Source organism: Paenibacillus sp. Y660 (assembly GCF_057221575.1).
In genome coordinates, this window is the sequence record NZ_JBXBBJ010000004.1 from 36,949 (window position 1) to 55,957 (window position 19,009).

General features: G+C 45.6%; 16 protein-coding genes and 1 pseudogene. 12 read left to right on the plus strand and 5 right to left on the minus strand.

Features of this window, described 5'->3' with window-relative positions:
* Positions 1-42 precede the first annotated feature (42 nt).
* The 3 genes from AC2TDN_RS06905 (at position 43) to AC2TDN_RS06915 (ending at position 3,308) form a co-directional block, all read left to right on the plus strand.
* Positions 43-753: a potassium channel family protein gene (locus tag AC2TDN_RS06905; protein WP_482067361.1), complete on the plus strand. Its 711-nt coding sequence runs from the start codon at positions 43-45 to the stop codon at positions 751-753.
* Between the two features lie 8 nt (positions 754-761).
* Complete coding sequence (locus AC2TDN_RS06910; protein ID WP_484687410.1) at positions 762-1,580, plus strand: TrmH family RNA methyltransferase; 819 nt, start codon at positions 762-764, stop codon at positions 1,578-1,580.
* Between the two features lie 1,158 nt (positions 1,581-2,738).
* Positions 2,739-3,308 (plus strand): hypothetical protein, encoded by a 570-nt coding sequence (locus AC2TDN_RS06915; RefSeq protein ID WP_484687411.1) that lies wholly within the window; start codon positions 2,739-2,741, stop codon positions 3,306-3,308.
* A 138-nt stretch (positions 3,309-3,446) separates the two neighbouring features.
* Here AC2TDN_RS06915 and AC2TDN_RS06920 read toward each other — a convergent pair whose 3' ends face one another.
* Complete coding sequence (locus AC2TDN_RS06920; protein ID WP_484687412.1) at positions 3,447-4,304, minus strand: hypothetical protein; 858 nt, start codon at positions 4,302-4,304, stop codon at positions 3,447-3,449.
* Between the two features lie 171 nt (positions 4,305-4,475).
* Here AC2TDN_RS06920 and AC2TDN_RS06925 point away from each other — a divergent pair, with 171 nt between their 5' ends.
* The 3 genes from AC2TDN_RS06925 to AC2TDN_RS06935 all read left to right on the plus strand — a co-directional run bounded on the left by AC2TDN_RS06925 (position 4,476) and on the right by AC2TDN_RS06935 (position 8,251).
* Positions 4,476-6,773 carry a glycoside hydrolase domain-containing protein gene (locus tag AC2TDN_RS06925; protein ID WP_484687413.1) on the plus strand — a complete coding sequence of 766 codons (2,298 nt, stop codon included), beginning with the start codon at positions 4,476-4,478 and terminating at the stop codon, positions 6,771-6,773.
* Between the two features lie 120 nt (positions 6,774-6,893).
* Positions 6,894-7,418 (plus strand): hypothetical protein, encoded by a 525-nt coding sequence (locus AC2TDN_RS06930; protein WP_484687414.1) that lies wholly within the window; start codon positions 6,894-6,896, stop codon positions 7,416-7,418.
* Positions 7,419-7,579: 161 nt separating this feature from the next.
* Entirely contained in the window at positions 7,580-8,251 is a 672-nt protein-coding gene (locus tag AC2TDN_RS06935; RefSeq protein WP_482067355.1) for an RNA polymerase sigma factor, read from the plus strand.
* A gap of 718 nt (positions 8,252-8,969) precedes the next feature.
* Here the strand turns inward: AC2TDN_RS06935 and AC2TDN_RS06940 are convergent.
* Positions 8,970-9,188: a hypothetical protein gene (locus tag AC2TDN_RS06940; protein WP_484687415.1), complete on the minus strand. Its 219-nt coding sequence runs from the start codon at positions 9,186-9,188 to the stop codon at positions 8,970-8,972.
* A 608-nt stretch (positions 9,189-9,796) separates the two neighbouring features.
* Between AC2TDN_RS06940 and AC2TDN_RS06945 the strand changes: the two genes are divergently transcribed.
* The gene (locus tag AC2TDN_RS06945; protein WP_484687579.1) at positions 9,797-9,934 is read left to right on the plus strand and encodes a (2Fe-2S)-binding protein; all 138 of its coding nucleotides are present in this window, start codon (positions 9,797-9,799) and stop codon (positions 9,932-9,934) included.
* A 149-nt stretch (positions 9,935-10,083) separates the two neighbouring features.
* On the opposite strand, the pseudogene AC2TDN_RS06950 reads toward AC2TDN_RS06945, so the two are convergent.
* Positions 10,084-10,910 (minus strand): annotated as a pseudogene (locus tag AC2TDN_RS06950) (carbohydrate ABC transporter permease).
* Between the two features lie 259 nt (positions 10,911-11,169).
* On the opposite strand from AC2TDN_RS06950, the gene AC2TDN_RS06955 reads away from it, so the two are divergent.
* The 3 genes from AC2TDN_RS06955 to AC2TDN_RS06965 all read left to right on the plus strand — a co-directional run bounded on the left by AC2TDN_RS06955 (position 11,170) and on the right by AC2TDN_RS06965 (position 14,831).
* Positions 11,170-13,239: a serine hydrolase domain-containing protein gene (locus AC2TDN_RS06955; RefSeq protein WP_484687416.1), complete on the plus strand. Its 2,070-nt coding sequence runs from the start codon at positions 11,170-11,172 to the stop codon at positions 13,237-13,239.
* Positions 13,240-14,004: 765 nt separating this feature from the next.
* Positions 14,005-14,262, plus strand: coding sequence for a nucleotidyltransferase domain-containing protein (locus tag AC2TDN_RS06960; protein WP_484687417.1), 258 nt, complete (start codon positions 14,005-14,007; stop codon positions 14,260-14,262).
* Entirely contained in the window at positions 14,259-14,831 is a 573-nt protein-coding gene (locus AC2TDN_RS06965; RefSeq protein ID WP_484687418.1) for a hypothetical protein, read from the plus strand. Before AC2TDN_RS06960 ends, AC2TDN_RS06965 begins: the two co-directional genes overlap by 4 nt.
* A gap of 173 nt (positions 14,832-15,004) precedes the next feature.
* On the opposite strand, the gene AC2TDN_RS06970 is transcribed toward AC2TDN_RS06965, so the two are convergent.
* Entirely contained in the window at positions 15,005-15,334 is a 330-nt protein-coding gene (locus AC2TDN_RS06970) for a hypothetical protein (protein ID WP_484687419.1), read from the minus strand.
* Between the two features lie 2 nt (positions 15,335-15,336).
* Positions 15,337-17,469 carry a PrsW family intramembrane metalloprotease gene (locus AC2TDN_RS06975; RefSeq protein ID WP_484687580.1) on the minus strand — a complete coding sequence of 711 codons (2,133 nt, stop codon included), beginning with the start codon at positions 17,467-17,469 and terminating at the stop codon, positions 15,337-15,339.
* Positions 17,470-17,643: 174 nt separating this feature from the next.
* Here AC2TDN_RS06975 and AC2TDN_RS06980 point away from each other — a divergent pair, with 174 nt between their 5' ends.
* Positions 17,644-17,880, plus strand: coding sequence for a hypothetical protein (locus AC2TDN_RS06980; RefSeq protein ID WP_482067348.1), 237 nt, complete (start codon positions 17,644-17,646; stop codon positions 17,878-17,880).
* A gap of 92 nt (positions 17,881-17,972) precedes the next feature.
* Positions 17,973-18,992, plus strand: coding sequence for an HD-GYP domain-containing protein (locus tag AC2TDN_RS06985; protein WP_482067347.1), 1,020 nt, complete (start codon positions 17,973-17,975; stop codon positions 18,990-18,992).
* Positions 18,993-19,009: the final 17 nt, after the last annotated feature.

Genomic DNA, 19,009 nt, shown 5'->3' on the forward strand with positions numbered 1-19,009 from the left:
TGCATCCTTCTTTCATCCGAATGAGCAAGCTATGGTATACTGATGAGACGACTACAGCAATCATCCTGCAAGGAGGATTTTGTAAAGATGGCGAAGAAACAATATGCGGTAATTGGAATGGGACGCTTTGGCTCCAGCGTTGCAAAAGCATTGACCGAGATGGGCTTTGAGGTGCTGGCAATCGACTCCAACGAACAGCGCATCCAAGAGGTTGTCAATACGGTTACGCATGCAGTCTCTGCGGATTCTACAGATGAAGATGCGCTTCGGGCGCTTGGCATACGAAATTTTGACGTCGTTGTTGTAGCGATTGGACAAGACATTCAATCCAGCATTTTGACGACGCTCATCCTGAAGGATTTAGGCGTCAAGACGCTGATCGTCAAAGCGCAAAACGAGCTGCATGGCAAGGTCGTACACAAAATCGGGGCCGATAAGGTTATTTTCCCTGAGCGGGATATGGGCCTGCGCGTCGCGCATCATCTTGTATCGCCTAACATTCTCGACTACATTGAGATTTCGGAAGACTACAGTATCATTGAGATTAAAGCGCCAAGTCGGATGATTGGTCAAAGCTTAATGCAGCTCGATATAAGAGCAAAACATAAATGCAACGTCATGGCTATCAAAACAGGTTCTGCGATGAACATTGCTCCTTATGCGGATGATTTAATCGGCAAGGATGATATCCTGGTTATCGTCGGCAAAAACTCAGATTTGTCAAATTTAGAAATCGCTTATTCGGAAGGTTAAATCTAACTATGAATGAACATTTTGATCCAAATATCTCATCCCTGCAAAATGAAAAGGTTAAGCAGTGGGCGTCGCTGCTCGACAAAAAATACCGTGATCGCAGCGGCCAATTTCTAATCGAAGGCGTTCATCTAGTGCTGGAAGCACTGAAGGGAAATGCTGAAGTAACAACAATCGTCTACGATACAGAACGCGGCATTCCCGCGGAGCTTATGGTGGAGCGGGAAACAAACGATTCGACCGCAATGCTCGGTTTCGAATGGATACAAGCTTCGCGCGCGGTTATGTCAAAATGTACAGGGACGGATACTCCTCCTCCCGTTTTTGCTATTTTGTCGAAGCCCTCAGCAGATAAAGCAGCTTTATTCCGTAAAAAATGCCTCGTCGTCGTGCTGGACGGCGTACGCGATCCAGGCAATGCAGGCACGATCATTCGCAGCGCCGATGCCGTTGGAGCAGATGCCGTTATTTTAGGCAAAGGCTGCGTGGATCTCTACAATCCGAAGACCGTAAGGTCGACGATGGGCTCCTTGTTCCATTTGCCAATAATTGAAGCGGATTTGAAGTTGCTTCTGCCCGAGGCAAAAGCAAAAGGCATTAAGCTGATCGGAACGAGCCTGCAAGCGAAGCATACTTGCTACGGCTATGACTGGACGCAGGCGACATGGCTGCTAATGGGCAATGAATCCGAAGGACTATCGCCAGCGGTAAGCGAGCTCGTTGACGAGTCGGTTATCATTCCGATGGTCGGGCAAGCGGAATCGCTGAATGTAGCGATGGCGGCGACGGTGCTGCTTTATGAGAGCTTGAGACAGAGGGAATTTTAACACAATAACAATTCCTGTCCACCAACCTAAATAACTGTCCTTTACTCAAATTACTGTCCTCAACTCACCAAAGACTGGTAACTGGTCGGAGCTTATCCCAAACCAAACTCCAGTCTTTTTCTCTGCTAATTAAAGCCCCTCTCATGTCCTTTCCCAAGCAAAAACCCAAGCATATCAAAGCTTTATCCGATCCTTTCGCCGAATCTTTTCTCTTTTCGCTCCCGCTTTTCCTCCGTCTTATTAGCCTATCCCCAAAATCTCTTTCCGCTTTTTCCTAAATTCATTATCGGGTGAAACCCAATAAACATAAGGCTTTGAAGCGATTTTCTCAGGGTTTTTCCACAGGCATTTACTCAATCTTTTCCCCAATCTGTTTCTCAATCATTGACTTCAATCCATTGAAGATTGTCCTATGGTCTTGTCCTTTGCTAGCTCTGATGCTTTGAAGAGACGGGGAATAGCGGGAGTGGGATGAGTAGGCTTTTCTCGATCTTTTACCCGATTCATTCCCCCAAGCCCCAGCCTTTCCCCAGCTCTTTCCCTGCCTTCAAGGACACTAATTATTTTTCGTTTTCGATCACAATTGAACCAATTTTCTTCCAGTTTTTACTCGATTAAACCTCACATGAGGGGGACACTAATTATTATCCCAGAATTGGCGGTGAAGCCTTGTGGGAGTAGGGCAGATGGGGAGTTGGGGTGAGACAGTAATTTTTATGTTTCTACAGGAATTTAACTAATTACGAATGGTGTGGGTTTTAACAACAATTGAGACTAATTTCAATTATAATTGAGACTAGTTATAAAATTCGTATTATAAGATTCGTAAGAATCCCATACTCCCAGCAGGTAAAGGCTTTAAGAGGGAGATAACTTGGAAATATAATTTCAGATGTTAGTTTTGCATCATCTTTAATAAGTTCCTTTTTACTTTGTGCAACTTATTTGGCAGATTGAAAAAGGGAAATGAGTTTAGGTTAGAAAAGATGATACAGTATATCTCATGTTGTTGTTTATTTATATGTGCATGAATGGAGCTAGCTTCGGGATTACCTTTTGATTATTTTCTCCTTGCCCGTCACGAAGATCATTTCTGTGACGACATAGTTATGTATAGAGTCGGCGCTGACCTAAACTAACTTAGTAGGGGGAATTAAAATGGGTACAATTAATGTTAACAGGTCGGGGTTTAATGTTAAGGTGGAAGACACAGACCACAACACACAAATTGGTACAATTTACGAAAATGAAGTTTGGTGTTATGACAAAGCTGATACGAGTCCAGGATACGCGGTAATTAAGTTCCGAAATTCCGCAGGTCAAGTCGTAAAAGGCTATATGTTTATGACGGGTTATAACGGCTTGCAAAGTTCATACGGATTTCATCCGAGCTCGACCGCGACGTTGTACGACTACAGTAGCAGTAACAACATGGCTCATGACATTTTTAATGTTCGCCATGCGACAACGATTTATAAACCTAACGCTTCGTCGACGGGAATCTCTATTCCTGCAGGTGGTCAAGTTGCTATGCGTGACTCGGAAGCGGGGGATTCCGGTTCGTCTAACCCGGATTGGTTGTTGATTCGTTATTATCGTACAACGGCTACAGGAACATGGCAATCCGTTTATGGAGCTACCAGCAATACGGACTACCATGGTTTCGTTCCAGTCGGTTTAAGCAAAGGGTCTACAAAAAACACGATTTCGGTTTACGGCGATTGGTAAGATTAGAAAGACGCCTTGGGGCTATCCAAGGCGTCTTGTTCTGCAATCCGAGCTTGTTTTAATTAATTGAATAATTATTCTCGTGTGATACAAAAAGGTAAAACACTCTCACGTTATTGAGGTGACGTTACATGTTGTTTATTTTTGAGCACTGATTTGCGTCTTCATTGGCGCGGATAAATTCTCTTCGGGAATTGGCCTAGCATCAGGCTCCACGCCCTCAATGGTCATCTTATATCCATACATGTAAGTAACATAGCGTTGCATAATGTCCCGCGCTTTATTGAAGCGTGTATCTGCTGAAAATTCGCGTATCATGGCATGCTCTTCTTCCTCGTTAATCCCTGTAACGTCGGTAGGTTCTGTATTAGACCAAGAAAGGTTATCGATTGCCCCGGCGTAAGCCTTATCAACTTCAAAGACGATACTGAGTAGTCCACCATCCTTTTTTCTGCCCCATAGAATGTTTTTTACCTGACCGCTTTCTTTAACGAACGCTTTTGCGCGTTCAAGTTCGTCAGCGTACAACGTTTTGAACTGTTCCCAATCGTCATTTAGCAGCTTCTCAACTTCAAATGGGTCCAGCGCGAAGTCACCCAATCCTTGCGTTTCAGCGGAACCAAGAATATAGGCATCAATCACTCTATAAGAGTGTGTAAGAAGGACTTCCGTTTCTGTATGGCGATTCTCAATAAACTGTAAAACATCGGTATCCATACGCTTGGAAATACCCGAATCGTTGGTCTTAAAGACGTATCCCTTCTTTGTCTCGTCCTTCCCTGTTAGGGGGTTGTACTCAACATACTCTGCCTCAGTAAGTGTAGTCCTTGGAACAGACAATACTTCGGATGACAAAGCAACTGCCGTATCCCTTTGCATGCTTCCCTCAGAACTCGCTCTTTCACTCACCCTCGTGTATTCAGCGACGGCATAAGCTGAACCTCCGGCAACTAAGACAAGTGCTAGCGCTCCAGCAACAATCTTTGTTAGTTTCAAAATCTATCCTCCTTATTTTCGGAATCCTTGTATATTATTGGACGCTAAAAAGCAGGTGAATGTTGCGCGTTTTTAAAATTGACTGGCGTATTAATGAACCAAAGAAGCTATTTTTAAAGTGATATGCGAAATTCTATATTTCACTGTCACAATGGAAGGGACTATTACGACATGTACTATCAGTGGCTACAAATTCAGTATATGAATGAAGGAGCCTATAAGCAAATCAAAGGAAAAGAGGTTGATATTATGGATCAAATGGTACTTACAGTTCAAGAATGGGTAAATGCAACCTATGCGAATAATCCGCACTACTCACAAATTGAAGAAAACGGCAAAACAGGGTGGCCAACCATTACAGCTCTTACAAAAGGGTTACAAATCGAGCTCGGCATTCCATCGCCTAACGGTACTTTCGGGCCGACAACAACAGACCTCTGCCCAACACTTTCGACAGCATCGGATTCTACTAACGCTCAAACAAAGAATATCATTAAAATTCTTCAAGGTGCCCTTTACTGTAAGGGATATAATCCAACCGGCATTACGGGAACGTACGGGAACAACACGAAAGCTGCCATTACCACATTTCAGACGGATGCAGGTATGCCAAATGCAAATGGCATTACAACGCCAATGTTCTTTAAAGCACTATTGAATATGGATGCATATGTCAACGTTGGCGATCCCAAGGTACGCATTATTCAACAAAATCTAAACAAAAATTATTCCCACGTCATCGGTTTAATTGCTTGTGACGGCCGATATTCTAGGACGACAAATAAAGCACTCATTTATGCCTTGCAAATTGAAGAGGGGATTCCTGAACCAACGGGTACCTTTGGTCCTTCGACAACAGCTCTTCTCCCAACCTTGTCACAGGGAAGCACGTTAACGAAATTTAATTATATTCTTCAGTATTCGTTATATGTTAACGGCTTTGATCCGAACGGCTTCGATGGATCGTTTGGTCCAGGTTGCCGGGAAGCCGTTCGACGGTTTCAAGCCTTTTGTATGCTCACGGTTGATGGTAGTGTTGGTAAGCAAACATGGGCCTCTTTGCTCGTTAGTACAGGCGACAAAACAAGGAAGGGTACCGCACTTGACTGTGTGACCACGATCACCCCAGCACGAGCTCAAACGTTAGTCAGCAATGGTTACACAACCGTAGGACGTTATATTATTGGTGACTGGAAAAAAATCAAACCCGGCGAGCTGGATACCATTTTTGGAGCAGGAATGAAGGTTTATCCCATTTATCAATCGTCTGGTAACAATTTAAACTACTTTAACCCTACACAAGGGGCAAAAGATGCTAAAGGGGCCTTAATTGCAGCTAACAGCTATGGATTCCCATCCGGAACCATCATTTACTTTGCCGTCGATTTTGATGCTCTGGACGGAGATGTAACAACGAATATCATCCCGCACTTTAGAGCATTGTTTAATAAAATGAACGCTCTAGGCGGTAGATATCGGATAGGTATTTATGGACCGAGAAACGTTTGTAGCCGTGTTGCTGCAGCAGGATATTCAATCAGCAGCTTCGTCTGTGATATGTCAACCGGTTTTAGTGGGAATTTGGGTTACCCACTCCCACAGGATTGGGCATTTGATCAGATTTCAACGATTACAATCGGTAGCGGCGATGGTCTTATTGAGATAGATAACAATATCCATTCGGGTAGAAATCCTGGCGTCTCCTTTGTTGGCTCGCCTATCGATCTTACCAACCTGGATGACGAACTTTTTAAAACGCAATACAGAACAACGTTAGAGACCCAGTTGGTTGCTCTGGCAGACTCACACATGGGTACTCTTCAAAAAGCGAAGGCTGTACGCTCTCGAGAAAACGCCGTAGCTAAAGTATTTGAGTACGACACCTTGATTACCCAACTCAGTCAAACTTACAGCATGCGTAAAGCAATGATCCAAGCAGTTCTTTATCGTGAATTGTGCTTTGAAGGAGCAGAGGACACTGTGGTAGACTCATTGGTTGTGTCCTATTACAGCTATAAACTGGATTACGAGGCTTGGGATAACTTGCCTCTAGCCCTTAAATTAATTACGCCAGCTCCAACTTTCCCAATTGGCGCCCAAGAAGACTGCAGCACAGGTCATGGACAAATATTTGCGAGTACGGCAATTGATTCAAATAACTACGCTGTACAAAATGGGATTATTTCAGGGCAATTGTACGATGCCGCAGATTGGAAGGACAAGTGGCATGTTTGGAACAAACTAAATACGGAACAGAATTATAATATCAGCACATGCACCCTGGTTCTCATTAGAGCAGCAAACCAAGTTTCATTGGATCAAATATTTTATGAGTATGATGCTATTAAGACGAAAAAAGTACTATCGCGTTATAATGGTACGGGGGATGAAGCTGCAGTGTATGGTGAAGAAACCCATGAGTACTACGCGGCATTTGAACAATTCAATAAACTTATTCGTGAACAATAATAGGGATCTCTTTAATCCGCCTAAGCATCCGCTTAGGCGGTTTTTTATAAACCAAGAAACTTTATCCATTGAATATACGTTTATACAAAAAGAATTCAATTAAAGGGAAGGGGCACTCTCATGAAAAGGATTGCATGGATTGGATCAATTACGGCCATATTCCTTATTGGAGTTGTTTTGGCGCTCCAGTTGGGTACAAGTAAAGAAAAAGTATCAGAGCAATTTGCAGAACACCTTTTCGATTATCCCCTGCCGTCTGAAACTTCACTTATTGCAAAGTATCAGTTCAATGGCAAAAATTTTGTTGATGGTGGAGGAAGCGGGGGATACTGGAACGTTGTTGCGATCATGGAATTAAGCTCTGCACTTACAAAGGAAGAAATACTGGCTTATTACCACAAGGTTGAAGCCTTCCCATACCCAAAAGGGGAGCGGAAGGGCGTAGAATTAGAGATTTATTTTGAAGATAATAGAAAAAAAATGATGAGTCTCACAGGGTTCTACTATCGAGATAAGGATGATCGTATCAGAACCATTTCAACCTATCTTGAAGAGACAGATCCTCAAGCTAACCAAGGGACAGCTGTAACAAAGTATATTCTTCAAATTACTAGCGGATTTGATTACTTCTTAAACATAAACTGAAAACTAATATTTCAAACCAAACCGTGGTCAGGAGATACAGACCACGGTTTTTTTCATTGACCAAACTTCCAAAAGATGATAAATTTGGTTAAGTGTCACGAACAAGTGTTCCCATCCGATATATATAAATAGAAACATAAAACGGGGGGAATGCACACAATATGAAAAAATCTATCAATAATTGTCTAATAAATGACCTTGCGTATCACTTCGCACAAACCCAAGACCAGCGGGCATTTAGCCAATTGTTTCTGGAATTAAAGTCACTCATTATTAATAGAGCGAGAAGTTCACATCAACGTGCACAACGTACAGGGGTAAATATACCTTTGGAGGACTTCATTTCCCACTTTAACCAGGGATTATTTCAGGCTACCAAAGGTTACGACATTGAGCTTGGAGATTTTTTACCACGTTATCACGCCAACCTACGATTACGAGAAGCAGATGTATGGCGGTATTATGAGACCCGTGGCAAAATCCAACCGGATCGCAAATATGAGAAGGCAAGGCTTCTAACATTCTCCTTGGATAAACCTGCTGGAAAGGACGATTCGGATGAGACGAACTTTACTTTACTCGATATTGTTCAAACTCCATCCGCAGAAGATGATTACCTCGAAAGGGAACATTCATGGACTCTGATAAGCGAGTTCTCAAAGATTAATAAAAGATATGCCTCAGTTATTCAACTCTTAGACAACGGCTACCCGTTAAAAGAAATTGCTTCCTTAATGGGAGAGAGTTCTTACAACTCCAAAGTGAGAAAACTTGTGCAACGCACAAAGATTAAATTTGGCGAATATCTGAATAGTCGAATTCACTATTCGTAGACTTGATTTCTTCGCTTGATGTGAAATGAGCGGATTTACGACCAAGAACAAGATGCCGCGTTTCTTTAGGAACTGAATAACAGCTTGATGATAGTGCCCCGTTGACTCCAAGTATGAGTCGTTACTCGATAAGATATCAGAGATAAAACGTGAGGAAATATCGTGGAAATTTGAACTTATACGTCCAGTTCTATTGTTGAACCGAATTAAGCGAAACGACACTGGGTACGTTTCATTGGAAGATGGGGAACAAAGCTAAAAAACTGTTTGGTTGGTCAATTCAGGAGTTTTTTTGTTATTTCTAGCAAAAAAACATTCAACAACTTATATATGAAGAGCCTAATCGTAATTTACCTATGTTAAGAGAATATCCAAAGTATTTGAGTTAGTTGATAAGTATAGCAGACTGTTTAGCTAATAAGCAGGTTTGTTTCATGAAAAATCGGCAATCTTTGTACTGGAGAGAAGCAGAAAGATTCGTTAGTAAGAAACTCAAAAACAAGCAATCTTTCGTTGCTGAGGATGTATACATGGCTTTAAATAAACGCAACAAATGGATCAATGTACTGTCCGGGGCTGAGTGAATGGCTTAAAGAACAAGTTTTGAATTCAACTATCCAACTTAAAAATATTGAAATAGAACAAAACAAAAAATTGATAAGAGAAGCGGTAGTTTATTTAGGAGATAATGATTTAGTCTGTTCAAAAACAGAAGTAGCTAGAATATCTGGCTTCCATAAATGTTCTTCTGGAACTCAGTGCAGATGATCAGATCAGGCTCAAAAGTACGCAGTGCTTCGAGATCGGGTTCATCCAACGTTCCCAAGGGCTGAACCGCGCGCAGCTTGTCGATTAGATACTCAGGAAAGCTACTAAATTCTCCGGTTACCATGACGCTGCCTGCCGGCTGCTCACCTAGAGCCAGCATATGGTCCATAAACTAGGGATTCAATGGGATTACTTAAACCAGCATTTTGGCTTGTGTGAATATAGTGCAACCCGTCCTGTTTATCCGGTGAGAACTTCGGACTTACTCGACGTGGAGATGTGCTCCGATTATCTGGACCGGCTGACCGTGCTTCTACAGTTCCCATCGAGGAGGTCACAGCTTCGCAGTTTTTTTAAAAGGTACGCTTTCGTAACCACTATTCCGCTGCTGTACGCCATGACAGTGTACAACAAGGGACTGGATTTATCTGCCGAAAATTGTTTTCTTGAATCTTCACCGGGTCAATCCTGGCTGGGCATGTCAGTCTAGTGGTTATTGATGCTATGCCCGAAGCATGCGAACGGCATGATTGGCGCGATACTGTTATTCTAGCTCATTTTTCCGGGAATTTATGGGAATTAATAGCGGTCATGTCTAGAGTGGCCAATGTACCAAAACCGATATTATGGGAAAATGTTGCGGTCCGTATTTTCTCGCTATACGAGTAACGAATCTGGGGAACGGGTGAACAGCAGGAGCAATCTGGCGGCCGAGCAGACTTTCAATATCTGATTCATCAGGCTCCTGGTACGTTATTCGGGGAAAAACAAAACCCGCTGAGCCGCTTTTATGGCAAACCGACATTCTCTTCTGTTTCTAATACGCCCACGCGGGTTCGCAAAACCTGCTGCTTCTACTATGAGGTCTCAAGTAGTGAAGAATACTGCTCCAACTGCCCGAAGTTGAGGAGCTAAGGGATGCAAGTATTGTTCGTCCAATAGCAGCATAAGCATTAAAAACTAGCGCCTCTCAGCTCCCCGGGCGGCGCTTTGCTTTCTGTCGATCTCTTAATCTTTTTGTTCCAAAGTAGTTGAACAGTCAGCAATAATTGTCTCTGGCGTATTCAGCTCTTGACTGCACCGGCTGCGATATCGGATATAAACTGCTTGCTGATGAAGAGAAACAGCACAATCAACGGAACAACGGCAAGGAGCGTTCCCGTGATAACCATGGAATAGTCAGTCGTGTATATTCCGTTTAATGAAGATAGGGCTCCTGCAGCGTGAACTTGCTCTCGTCTGTCAGAATAATGAGCGGCCAGAGATAATCATTCCACGCACCGATAAAGGTGAAGGCGCCCAGGAAAGATAGTGCGGGCCGCAATATAGGCAGCATTATGCTCCAGTAGATGCGGAAAAAACCGCAGCCGTCAATCTTACCGGCATCCATCAGTTCAGATGGAATCGAATCCTCGGCATATTGCTTGATCCAGAAAATACCGAATGCATTTACCATACCAGGTATAATTAAGGCCTTGAACGTTCCTACCCATCCGAATTTCGCCATGATGACGAATGAAGGAACGAGCGAGAGCTGGGCCGGCGCCATCATCGTTGCGAGAAGAAGAATAAAGAGCCACTTTTTCCCCGGAAAAAGGTATTTGGCAAAGGTAATTCCAGCTAGCGAGTCAAAGAATAGAACCAGCAATGTACAAACGGTTGCGACGAACAATGTATTCAAAAACGCACCGAAAAAATCAATGTTTGCCACTACCCTCGATATATTATCAAAGAGATGACTCCCGAACCACATTTTTGGAGGATAGCTATAAATTTCTGGTGTTGTATGCGTTGACATCACGAGCAGCCAGTAGAAAGGAAAGATAGAAAGGATGAAGCCGGCTATCAATTCGAGATGAAGCATTGATGTTTTCCATTTATTAATTGTCATATCTATCACCCCCGATTGTCAGTTATTATCCGATTTGCCTTGGACGAGCTTCCTGTTAACGATTGAGAACAGCGATCAGCACGAACATGCCTCAGCCAACGGGCAAGGTTTGGCCAGCACGCTGAATATGTCGGAATATCCGCCTCTCTGCCTATCTCCTTCTGCTATTTTGGGGCTATTCTATTATTTTTGTTAATATATGTATCGTTATCTAAACGCTATACGTATAAATCATAGAATACACCCTAAGGAGGTTAATATGAGAAAACGAATATCCTGGATACTGGCAGCAGTGCTTGTGCTAACGCTGCTTGTCCCGGCCGGAGCGATGGCTGCCGGTCAAGAAGGCGGAGCTGCCTATCAAGACACGCGAAAGGCAGCGGCGGAGAAAGCCAAGCTGCTGACGGACACTTTCGGCACGACAAGCGTTCAATATGCACTTATCGATCATGGCAGCATTGTCGTATCCGGACAATCCGGTCGGAATGACGAGAATGGTAAGCGGCCGCTTACGGCGAAAACGATGTACGGCATCGGGTCGACGAGCAAGATGTTTGCAACGGCAGCCGTAATGAAGCTGGTAGACGAGGGGAAGGTCGATCTGGATAAGCCTGTCGTTAACTACATCCCAGAATTTACGATGAAAGACGAACGGTACAAGCATATCACGCCACGCATGCTGCTCAATCATTCCGCTGGATTTAGCGGGTCTACGCTGACCAACGCTTTTTTATTCGAAGATAACGATACCTACGCTCACGATACACTTCTGAATCAATTGGCAAACCAAAAGCTCAAGGCCGATCCCGGCGCTTTTTCGGTTTATTGCAACGACTGTTTTACATTAGCTGAAATTTTGGTAGAGAAAGTCAGTGGCATGGATTTTACCTCTTTTATCCATAAGAATTTTACTGAACCTCTCGGCATGTCCGATACGAAGACACCGCTGGATCAGCCTGACGTTTTCGGTATGGCGGGACTCTACATTCCTTCCGATGAAACACAGTTGCCGAACGAGTCGGTTAATGTCATCGGTACGGGCGGCATCTATTCCACGGCGGAAGACATGGCGCGATTCTCGCAAATTTTCACGGGACAAGCTGCCGGCACACTCTCCAAGGAATCCGTAAAGGCGATGGAACAAGAGGAATACAAGAAAGGCCTATGGCCCGGAGAGGCGGACACGTCTATAAGCTACGGGCTCGGCTGGGACAGCGTCACCCTGTTCCCGTTCGGCGATTACGGCATCAAGGCGCTTACAAAAGGCGGCGACACGATTCTGTATCACGCATCACTCGTTGTGCTTCCCGAACATAACATGGCGGCTGCGGTCCTCTCTTCCGGCGGGTCCAGCACGACAAATCAACTGCTTGCGAATGATATGCTGCTTCATGCGCTGAAAGAGAAAGGAATCGTTACCGAAATCAAGCCCGAGAAAACCTATGGCAAACCGACAGCTGCGCAGATGCCGCAGGAATTGCTGAAGAACGCGGGGCTATACGGAATGACCACCCAGTTGATCAAAGCGGATATCGCACAAACTGGTGAAATGACGCTTTCTTATCTGCAAATGCCTGACTATCCAGCCGAGAAATATGTCTATACGGCAGATGGTTCTTTTGTAAGTGCGGACGGTAATGCGAAGGTCAGCTTCGTGACGGAAGCGAATGGACGTACCTACTTGTGGACCAGACAATATATCACAATCCCCGGGCTCGGCCAGACGGCCTTGTCGCATTATTCGGCGGAGAAGCTCGCATCCAATGACATCCCGGAAGAAACGGCTGCGGCCTGGACACTACGCGATGGCAAGAAATATTACTCGATAAATGAGAAATATACATCTGTGGCGTACATGATCCTACCCGCCCTTCAAGTGAATTTGTCCAAGGAAGCACCCGGTTATATGTCCGACAAAAAGATTACAAGCCCGAACGAAGCTTCCAGCGATTTGCAAATTTCAGGGATGAACGGCAGAGACATGTCTGGCTATAACTTCTTCACGCAGGATGGGACCGAGTATCTCGAAGTCGCCGGCAGCCTGTTTGTGCACGAAGATGTAATGAAGTCCGTTTACCCTGGTAAAAAGTCGTCGGTTACCATTTCGGCGAGCGGCCACGCTAAGTGGTACGCGTTGTCCGAGAAGACCGCGGGCAAGACCTTGAAGGTGAAGATGCCAGCAACCGGCTCATTCGCGATCTACGACGAGAAAGGCACATGTATATACTTCAGCGTCGTTAGCAGCGATCAAAAGATTGTTCTCCCCGAGAAAGGCTCCCTTGTTTTTGCGGGTGAAGCTGGGGCGAAGTTTGAACTGTCGTTAAAATAAATCGGCGAACGCAGGAGTGTTCAAACGAGGCGATCGACTTAGTTTGACTTGGCAGCTGTGATTACAGTTTATCGATATTTTCGACCCTTCTGGGGGGGCACTCCTGCAGTTGTTCGATCATAGTAAAAAGTGCAAGAAGTAATGGACCAAATTGAGTATAGCCGCCAATAAAATGGCGGCTTGTTTCATTTCACAAGTGTATATGTCGGACGACAAGAACATGAATACATATTTTTTGAGGCTGACGATTTTATAATTCGAAAAGCCGCTTGGGATCAACCTTTTAACAGTCGAAAAATCTCGGGATTTTTGCGACGATCCTTCCGCATCGCGCCAATAGCGGTTGCGCCTTTTCGAAGCCCGATCGCCTGGGGCTGCGTCGACCACGGTGGCCTAGTTAGTTGTGTGCGACGGCGCGGATTTAAATCAGTTGGTGAGGGAACGCCAGACCCGATACGCCGATGAGGGTGCCGACCAGCCGATTTATGAGAAGGAGTAGTTTTTCAAAAAAGGTAAGAGGGATAGTCGCTTACAATAAGGTTTGGTCCTCCTGCTAAAAATATCGAGGATAAATAGATACTAGACCTATGCTATTAAACTACACGGGTAACAATAGTTGAATAATACAAATGGATGAGCAAGACATTCAGTTTCCTGCTCGTTTTATGAATCTATCGAGCAGATTAGTTCAGTAAGCAATACAGGAATAAAATGTATTCGTGAAGAATTAAATACTGAATATCTGGCGAAATCAGAGGGAGTAAGATGAAAAATAATATATCGATTGCACTAAGACTGACTATAGAATTATCTATCCCAGATGTGAAATTTGCTTTTGTAGGCGGATCCGTAGGTCGTGGGGACGATGATGAATGGAGTGATATCGATTTAACGATCTGTGTCGAAGATGCGAGATATCATTGTAATAGAAACATTATTTTTGAGGGAGAAACGGTACAACTATTTATCACACACCCTTATGAGTGGGAAGCTGTAGAAAAGAATCCGTTAGAGTATCGATGAATTGGGCTAGAGAAAAAATTCTAGCAGGCAAATTGCTCTCAGCAACTGTAGCTGCTGGAGCTGCTTTCGCTGATGCCGCTTTTATGTTTCTTTATTTCAATCAAAGTTCATTATCTACTGGCGAACTAATACCTTTTCTTGATAAAAATTGTTCGGGTTTTGCTGAATATATTACAATATGTCATTGGCTTGATAACACGGAAAACAATGTTACTTTCATTATAAGAACCGTTGAACAATATAGAGAGCACTTCAGAAAAAAAACTCCTGAACACTGGGACAACTTTGATTTATCACCGATACAAGACATTCTAATGGGTAATAAAGCTAAACGATTAATCCGAACCAAACAGTTTACTAACCTCAAATGGCAATTTGCAGGTGAGGCATTTGGATTGTTCCTATCAACATCTCAAGGACATACCCTAGAGGATCATATAACTTCTCTGCCATATCAACTGCAAGTTGATTTAAGGGTACTCGGTTTTGTGGCATTAAGCGTTAAAGAAGTTCAGCGATTGATCGAGTTAAGTGAAGAACTTAAAAGCCTTGTACACCAGCATTATTAATCAGTTTTTGGAGATCAAGAAAAGAACAAACGGGCAGTTTAGCTCAATAAACACGAAGAAAAGGCAGCCATTATAAATGGCTGCCTTTTCAGGCTGTCGAGACTTTCTCGACAGTCTAAGTCCATCGAGACAAGTTGGACTGTTTTGCGGATAAAATCGAACGCGGCCATGCGTCACCCGATATAAACAACCGTCCCCCCGCGCCGAAACGCACCCGGCAGTTCTCTCTCCAGCAGCTCAAGCCTGCGCAGCATATGCTCCTGGGCGTCGCCGCTCATCTTAGAAGCTACCCAGTCCTTGAGCAGGGTGATTTCTTCCAGGATCGAGGGCACATCCTCTCTCTCCACATCCGTGCCCCCTTGAAACAATGCGGTCCACTGGAGACTCAGCTCCTCGGCCGCCGGCTCCCAGTACTTTTTATAGAAGGCTTCTGTCGCAACCGGCAGCATGAACGAGCGTTCGAATTCATCTTCTGGATCGATGATAATAGCGCTAATCGACATCTTTACTTCACTCCAAATCTTATCGTAAATGTGTGATCCGGGAATTCCTGGCGCAGACGGTTCAGGCTGTTCTCTGCCGCGGCCCGCAGCTCCGGCGAGTCTCCATCAAGCTGGAACTGGAAGTTGCGGATTCCCTTGATTTCCTCCAAGGTCGGAAGTTCGGATGTTCCATCCGGCGTTGTCCTTGTACCGACAGCCTTCTCCATCAGGTTGTTGATCCGTGTCCGCGTTTTCTGGTAAAGCTGTTTATCCGTAAACTGCTGCGGCGTCTGCTGCGGCTTGCCGGTTTTGGGATGAATGCGATTAAGGCCTTCGGCCGACTTGGCTTCATAGAAAATACCGTTCTCAACGTCAATGCCGTCGAACTCTCCTAGCGCACCGTTGCGGCTGTCGTACAGTTCTACGCCTTTGTACTTCGCCTTACTCCAGTGCACGTAATTATCCGAGTCTTTCGGCGGGGCTTGCTCCTGCTTATCGGAATCAGGTTTCTCTCCCGGCCGATCTCCGTCCGGCTTGCGGGGGACGTCCGGTTCAGGCTTGGCCCGGCGCCCGAGCAGCTTCTCCAGCCAGTTCTTGAGCCGCTCACCGCCTTTCTTGGCCAGATGGCCAAACGGCACACGGCTGAGCGCGAGTGCGAGTAAAGCCGCGGCGGCATTCTCAGGCGTGAGCAGCCGCTTCGGATCCCGGATATTTTTCGCGAGCTCATGGCCGCTGCCGGGGATGCTCGACGCGGTCAGCGCGATGCCGAGCGCCGGCCAGAAGCCAACGAACAGCAGGGAGAGGGCGAACGCTCCAAGCACGATAGCCCCCTTTTCCCAGTAGCTGAGGCGGTCCCACCAATTTTGCAGCGAGTCGAACATGCAGGAGAAGCAAGCGGCGTCATCAGGCTGCACGGGTGCCTGCCAATAGGCCGCGAAGCCCGCAAGCAGGCCCGCGCCGATCAGCAGTGCGGTGAGACCTGCCGCCATCCGGTAATGTAGCTGCATCCGGCCGCGCAGATCTTCTTGGACGGAAACCGCCTCGGAATTGCCGTATAGCAAAGAAAATCCCATTTCCTGGCGCTCTCTCGTCCAGGCCATGACACTGGCGAATCTCTCCCTCCTCTGGAAGAAGGCCGCCGACATATGCCGCAGCTCGGTGAGCGGGTCTATGAACCGCTCGCCTGTCATCATCGGGAGCTGATTCCTTACCCGATTGAGCGCGATGTAATCCAGAATTAACCCCAGGACTAGCATCAGCAGAAAAACATCCTTCGTTTGATAGCCGCTGCCGGTCCATTCGTGGATCTTCATGACCCAGTCCGGCAAAGAGTACTGTCCGTTATAAGCGGCATGGTCAAGGATCGACCAGGCGAGCAGCAGCGCAGGCAGTGAATAGATCGCGTTCGTCAGCCGCTTGCGGAACTGCACGGCCATCCCGACTCCGAGAGCGACCATCGCTGTGTGGACGGGATGGCTGACCGTCATGAGGCTTGGGAAAAAGCTTTCTTCGAACCGACCGGGAAATAGCGTCCAGAAATCCCAGTGGATCGTCTCTCCTCCCAGCATCGTCGTACTGTAACCGTACGTCCGACCAATAATCCCGGAGTTGAGCCACCTGCGGCTCAGCTCTTCCATGAGCTGGAAGCCGACGCCCGCTGCCGCTCCTGCCAGCGTATAGTCGCCCAGGCTCATCGATGATGCCCGGCGCGAGAAGAAAAGATACAGGCAGAGAGGGATCAGCTTCCATACCTCCTCCACGATGGGGGTGACCACCGCGACCGACCAGGTGTCCGACGTCTTGCCGCCGAACAAGCCGTGTGCAAACATAATCGTCCATGCCGTAATCGGGATCACGAGAACGATACCGAGCAGCATGAACATGGCGGTTTTCTTCCAAGTAAACGTTTTACTCCGGCATAACAGCCAGAACTGCAGCATCACGTAGAATGACCATAGATACTGTACCAGAATCGTTCGCGAATCACGAAAAAAGAACAAGCCCGCGATGAACAGAAGCAGTGACAGCCAGCACCATATCGCATAGACGGTTTTGAGCCACGGATAACGCTTCGGTATTTCTCGTACGAATTGGTAAATAGCTTCCGCGTAGTCTCTGACAACGCTTCGGATCCGCCTTATCGTATCCGTATCAATCCCTCCTTACCCAACTTTCCCCGTGAAAGCAGGCAAATCCTCTTTCCAAATCATACTCGATAATCCGGTCATTGAATCATGAATAAGAAGAGATTGTTAAAAATTGGACTTTATTCCCAATTCGATTGAACAACTTGACGTGTTTGGCGTGTCATTATTGTCGAATCAAGAGGGATGATGCAGAGGGAAGAAGCCTTGGAGCAATTTGCCGGAACGGTGCTGGCGATCTCGCATGACCGTTATTTTATTAATCGGCTAGCTAAGCGAGTGTGGGAGCTGAAACAGGGGACGATTGCCGAATATTTGGGCAATTATGATGACTTTAAGACGAGGCGGCAGCAGGAGAGAACAAACGGATCGTCTGCTGGAAACATGGATGAATATATCCGAGGGATAGAGGGATGTTTCTAGTATTTCTATCAATTTTTCAACGACTGGGTCATTTCCTGATTCAGATATGGTAAACTAAATGTTGGAAATGACAAGTCCGAGGGAGTGGAACGATGGAACAATTGATCGGGAAGAGAATACAGCATGATATCTTGAACGCATATGGCGTTACGATTGTACCGGCCAATTCTTTTATTTCTCGCGAGTCACTACAAATTATGATAAACCATCGGATAGATTTAAATGCTATTGTTCTGGCATCTGAGCAGAAGCTCTCTACTCCAAAAAAGAGCATTCAAATCGGAGAGCTCGTGCAGCAGACGGTTAGTGTATCGAAGGAGCTGTTCGAGTCGATCTTATTGTCCCGCAAGGTGCCTTTGATGGAGATTCGCAATCAGGTTCTGCCTGCTATTGTACAGCTCTCCAAAAACCAAAATATTTTTGAATTGTTTGAAGCGTTGAAGGCGAAGGATGATTATATTTACGAGCATAATGTGGGAGTTGGGGTCATATCGACGCTCATAGGACGATGGATGAATCTAGAGGAGTCGGAGCTTATGATTTTGTCCTTGGCGGCGACGCTGCATGATGTAGGCAAAGTGAAGCTTCCGCTCGAGGTATTGAATAAACCGGGCAAGCTGAACGAGGTAGAATTTCAACTAGTCAAGAAGCATACCATTTTGGGCTACGAGCTTCTAAAGGGAACGACTGGCATAAGCCTGCGGATCGCACGCGTTGCGCTGCAGCATCATGAGCGTGAGGATGGGATGGGCTATCCACTTGGAATCAAGAAAGAAAATATAGATTTATTCAGCTCGATTGTAGCGGTTGCCGATATTTTTCATGCGATGTCCTCGAAGCGGCCTTATCATGAGCCGTTGTCGTTCCATGAAATCGTTAGCCAGATGAGCGACGGCAAATTTGGCGCATTAAACCCGCAAATCATTTCGGTGTTTATTGAAAATATGATGAAGCGGTTAGTAGGGAAGCAAGTGCTGCTGACGGATGGACGCGAGGGTGAGGTCGTTTACATCAACCCGCATAATATCGAGACGCCTTTAATTAAGCTGGCGGATTATTTCCTCGATTTAAGCCAAGAGCGTAACGTTCACATCAAGTCCATTATTGCTTAAAATAAACGAGCCTTCTT

Excerpts from the sequence above, each read along its gene's own strand:
- AC2TDN_RS06905 (WP_482067361.1), top strand. The coding sequence starts at position 43 with ATGAGACGACTACAGCAATCATCCTGCAAGGAGGATTTTGTAAAGATG.
- AC2TDN_RS06910 (WP_484687410.1), top strand. The coding sequence starts at position 762 with ATGAATGAACATTTTGATCCAAATATCTCATCCCTGCAAAATGAAAAG.
- AC2TDN_RS06915 (WP_484687411.1), top strand. The coding sequence starts at position 2,739 with ATGGGTACAATTAATGTTAACAGGTCGGGGTTTAATGTTAAGGTGGAA.
- AC2TDN_RS06925 (WP_484687413.1), top strand. The coding sequence starts at position 4,476 with ATGTACTATCAGTGGCTACAAATTCAGTATATGAATGAAGGAGCCTAT.
- AC2TDN_RS06930 (WP_484687414.1), top strand. The coding sequence starts at position 6,894 with ATGAAAAGGATTGCATGGATTGGATCAATTACGGCCATATTCCTTATT.
- AC2TDN_RS06935 (WP_482067355.1), top strand. The coding sequence starts at position 7,580 with ATGAAAAAATCTATCAATAATTGTCTAATAAATGACCTTGCGTATCAC.
- AC2TDN_RS06940 (WP_484687415.1), bottom strand. The coding sequence starts at position 9,188 with ATGGACCATATGCTGGCTCTAGGTGAGCAGCCGGCAGGCAGCGTCATG.
- AC2TDN_RS06955 (WP_484687416.1), top strand. The coding sequence starts at position 11,170 with ATGAGAAAACGAATATCCTGGATACTGGCAGCAGTGCTTGTGCTAACG.
- AC2TDN_RS06960 (WP_484687417.1), top strand. The coding sequence starts at position 14,005 with ATGAAAAATAATATATCGATTGCACTAAGACTGACTATAGAATTATCT.
- AC2TDN_RS06965 (WP_484687418.1), top strand. The coding sequence starts at position 14,259 with ATGAATTGGGCTAGAGAAAAAATTCTAGCAGGCAAATTGCTCTCAGCA.
- AC2TDN_RS06970 (WP_484687419.1), bottom strand. The coding sequence starts at position 15,334 with ATGTCGATTAGCGCTATTATCATCGATCCAGAAGATGAATTCGAACGC.
- AC2TDN_RS06980 (WP_482067348.1), top strand. The coding sequence starts at position 17,644 with ATGATGCAGAGGGAAGAAGCCTTGGAGCAATTTGCCGGAACGGTGCTG.
- AC2TDN_RS06985 (WP_482067347.1), top strand. The coding sequence starts at position 17,973 with ATGGAACAATTGATCGGGAAGAGAATACAGCATGATATCTTGAACGCA.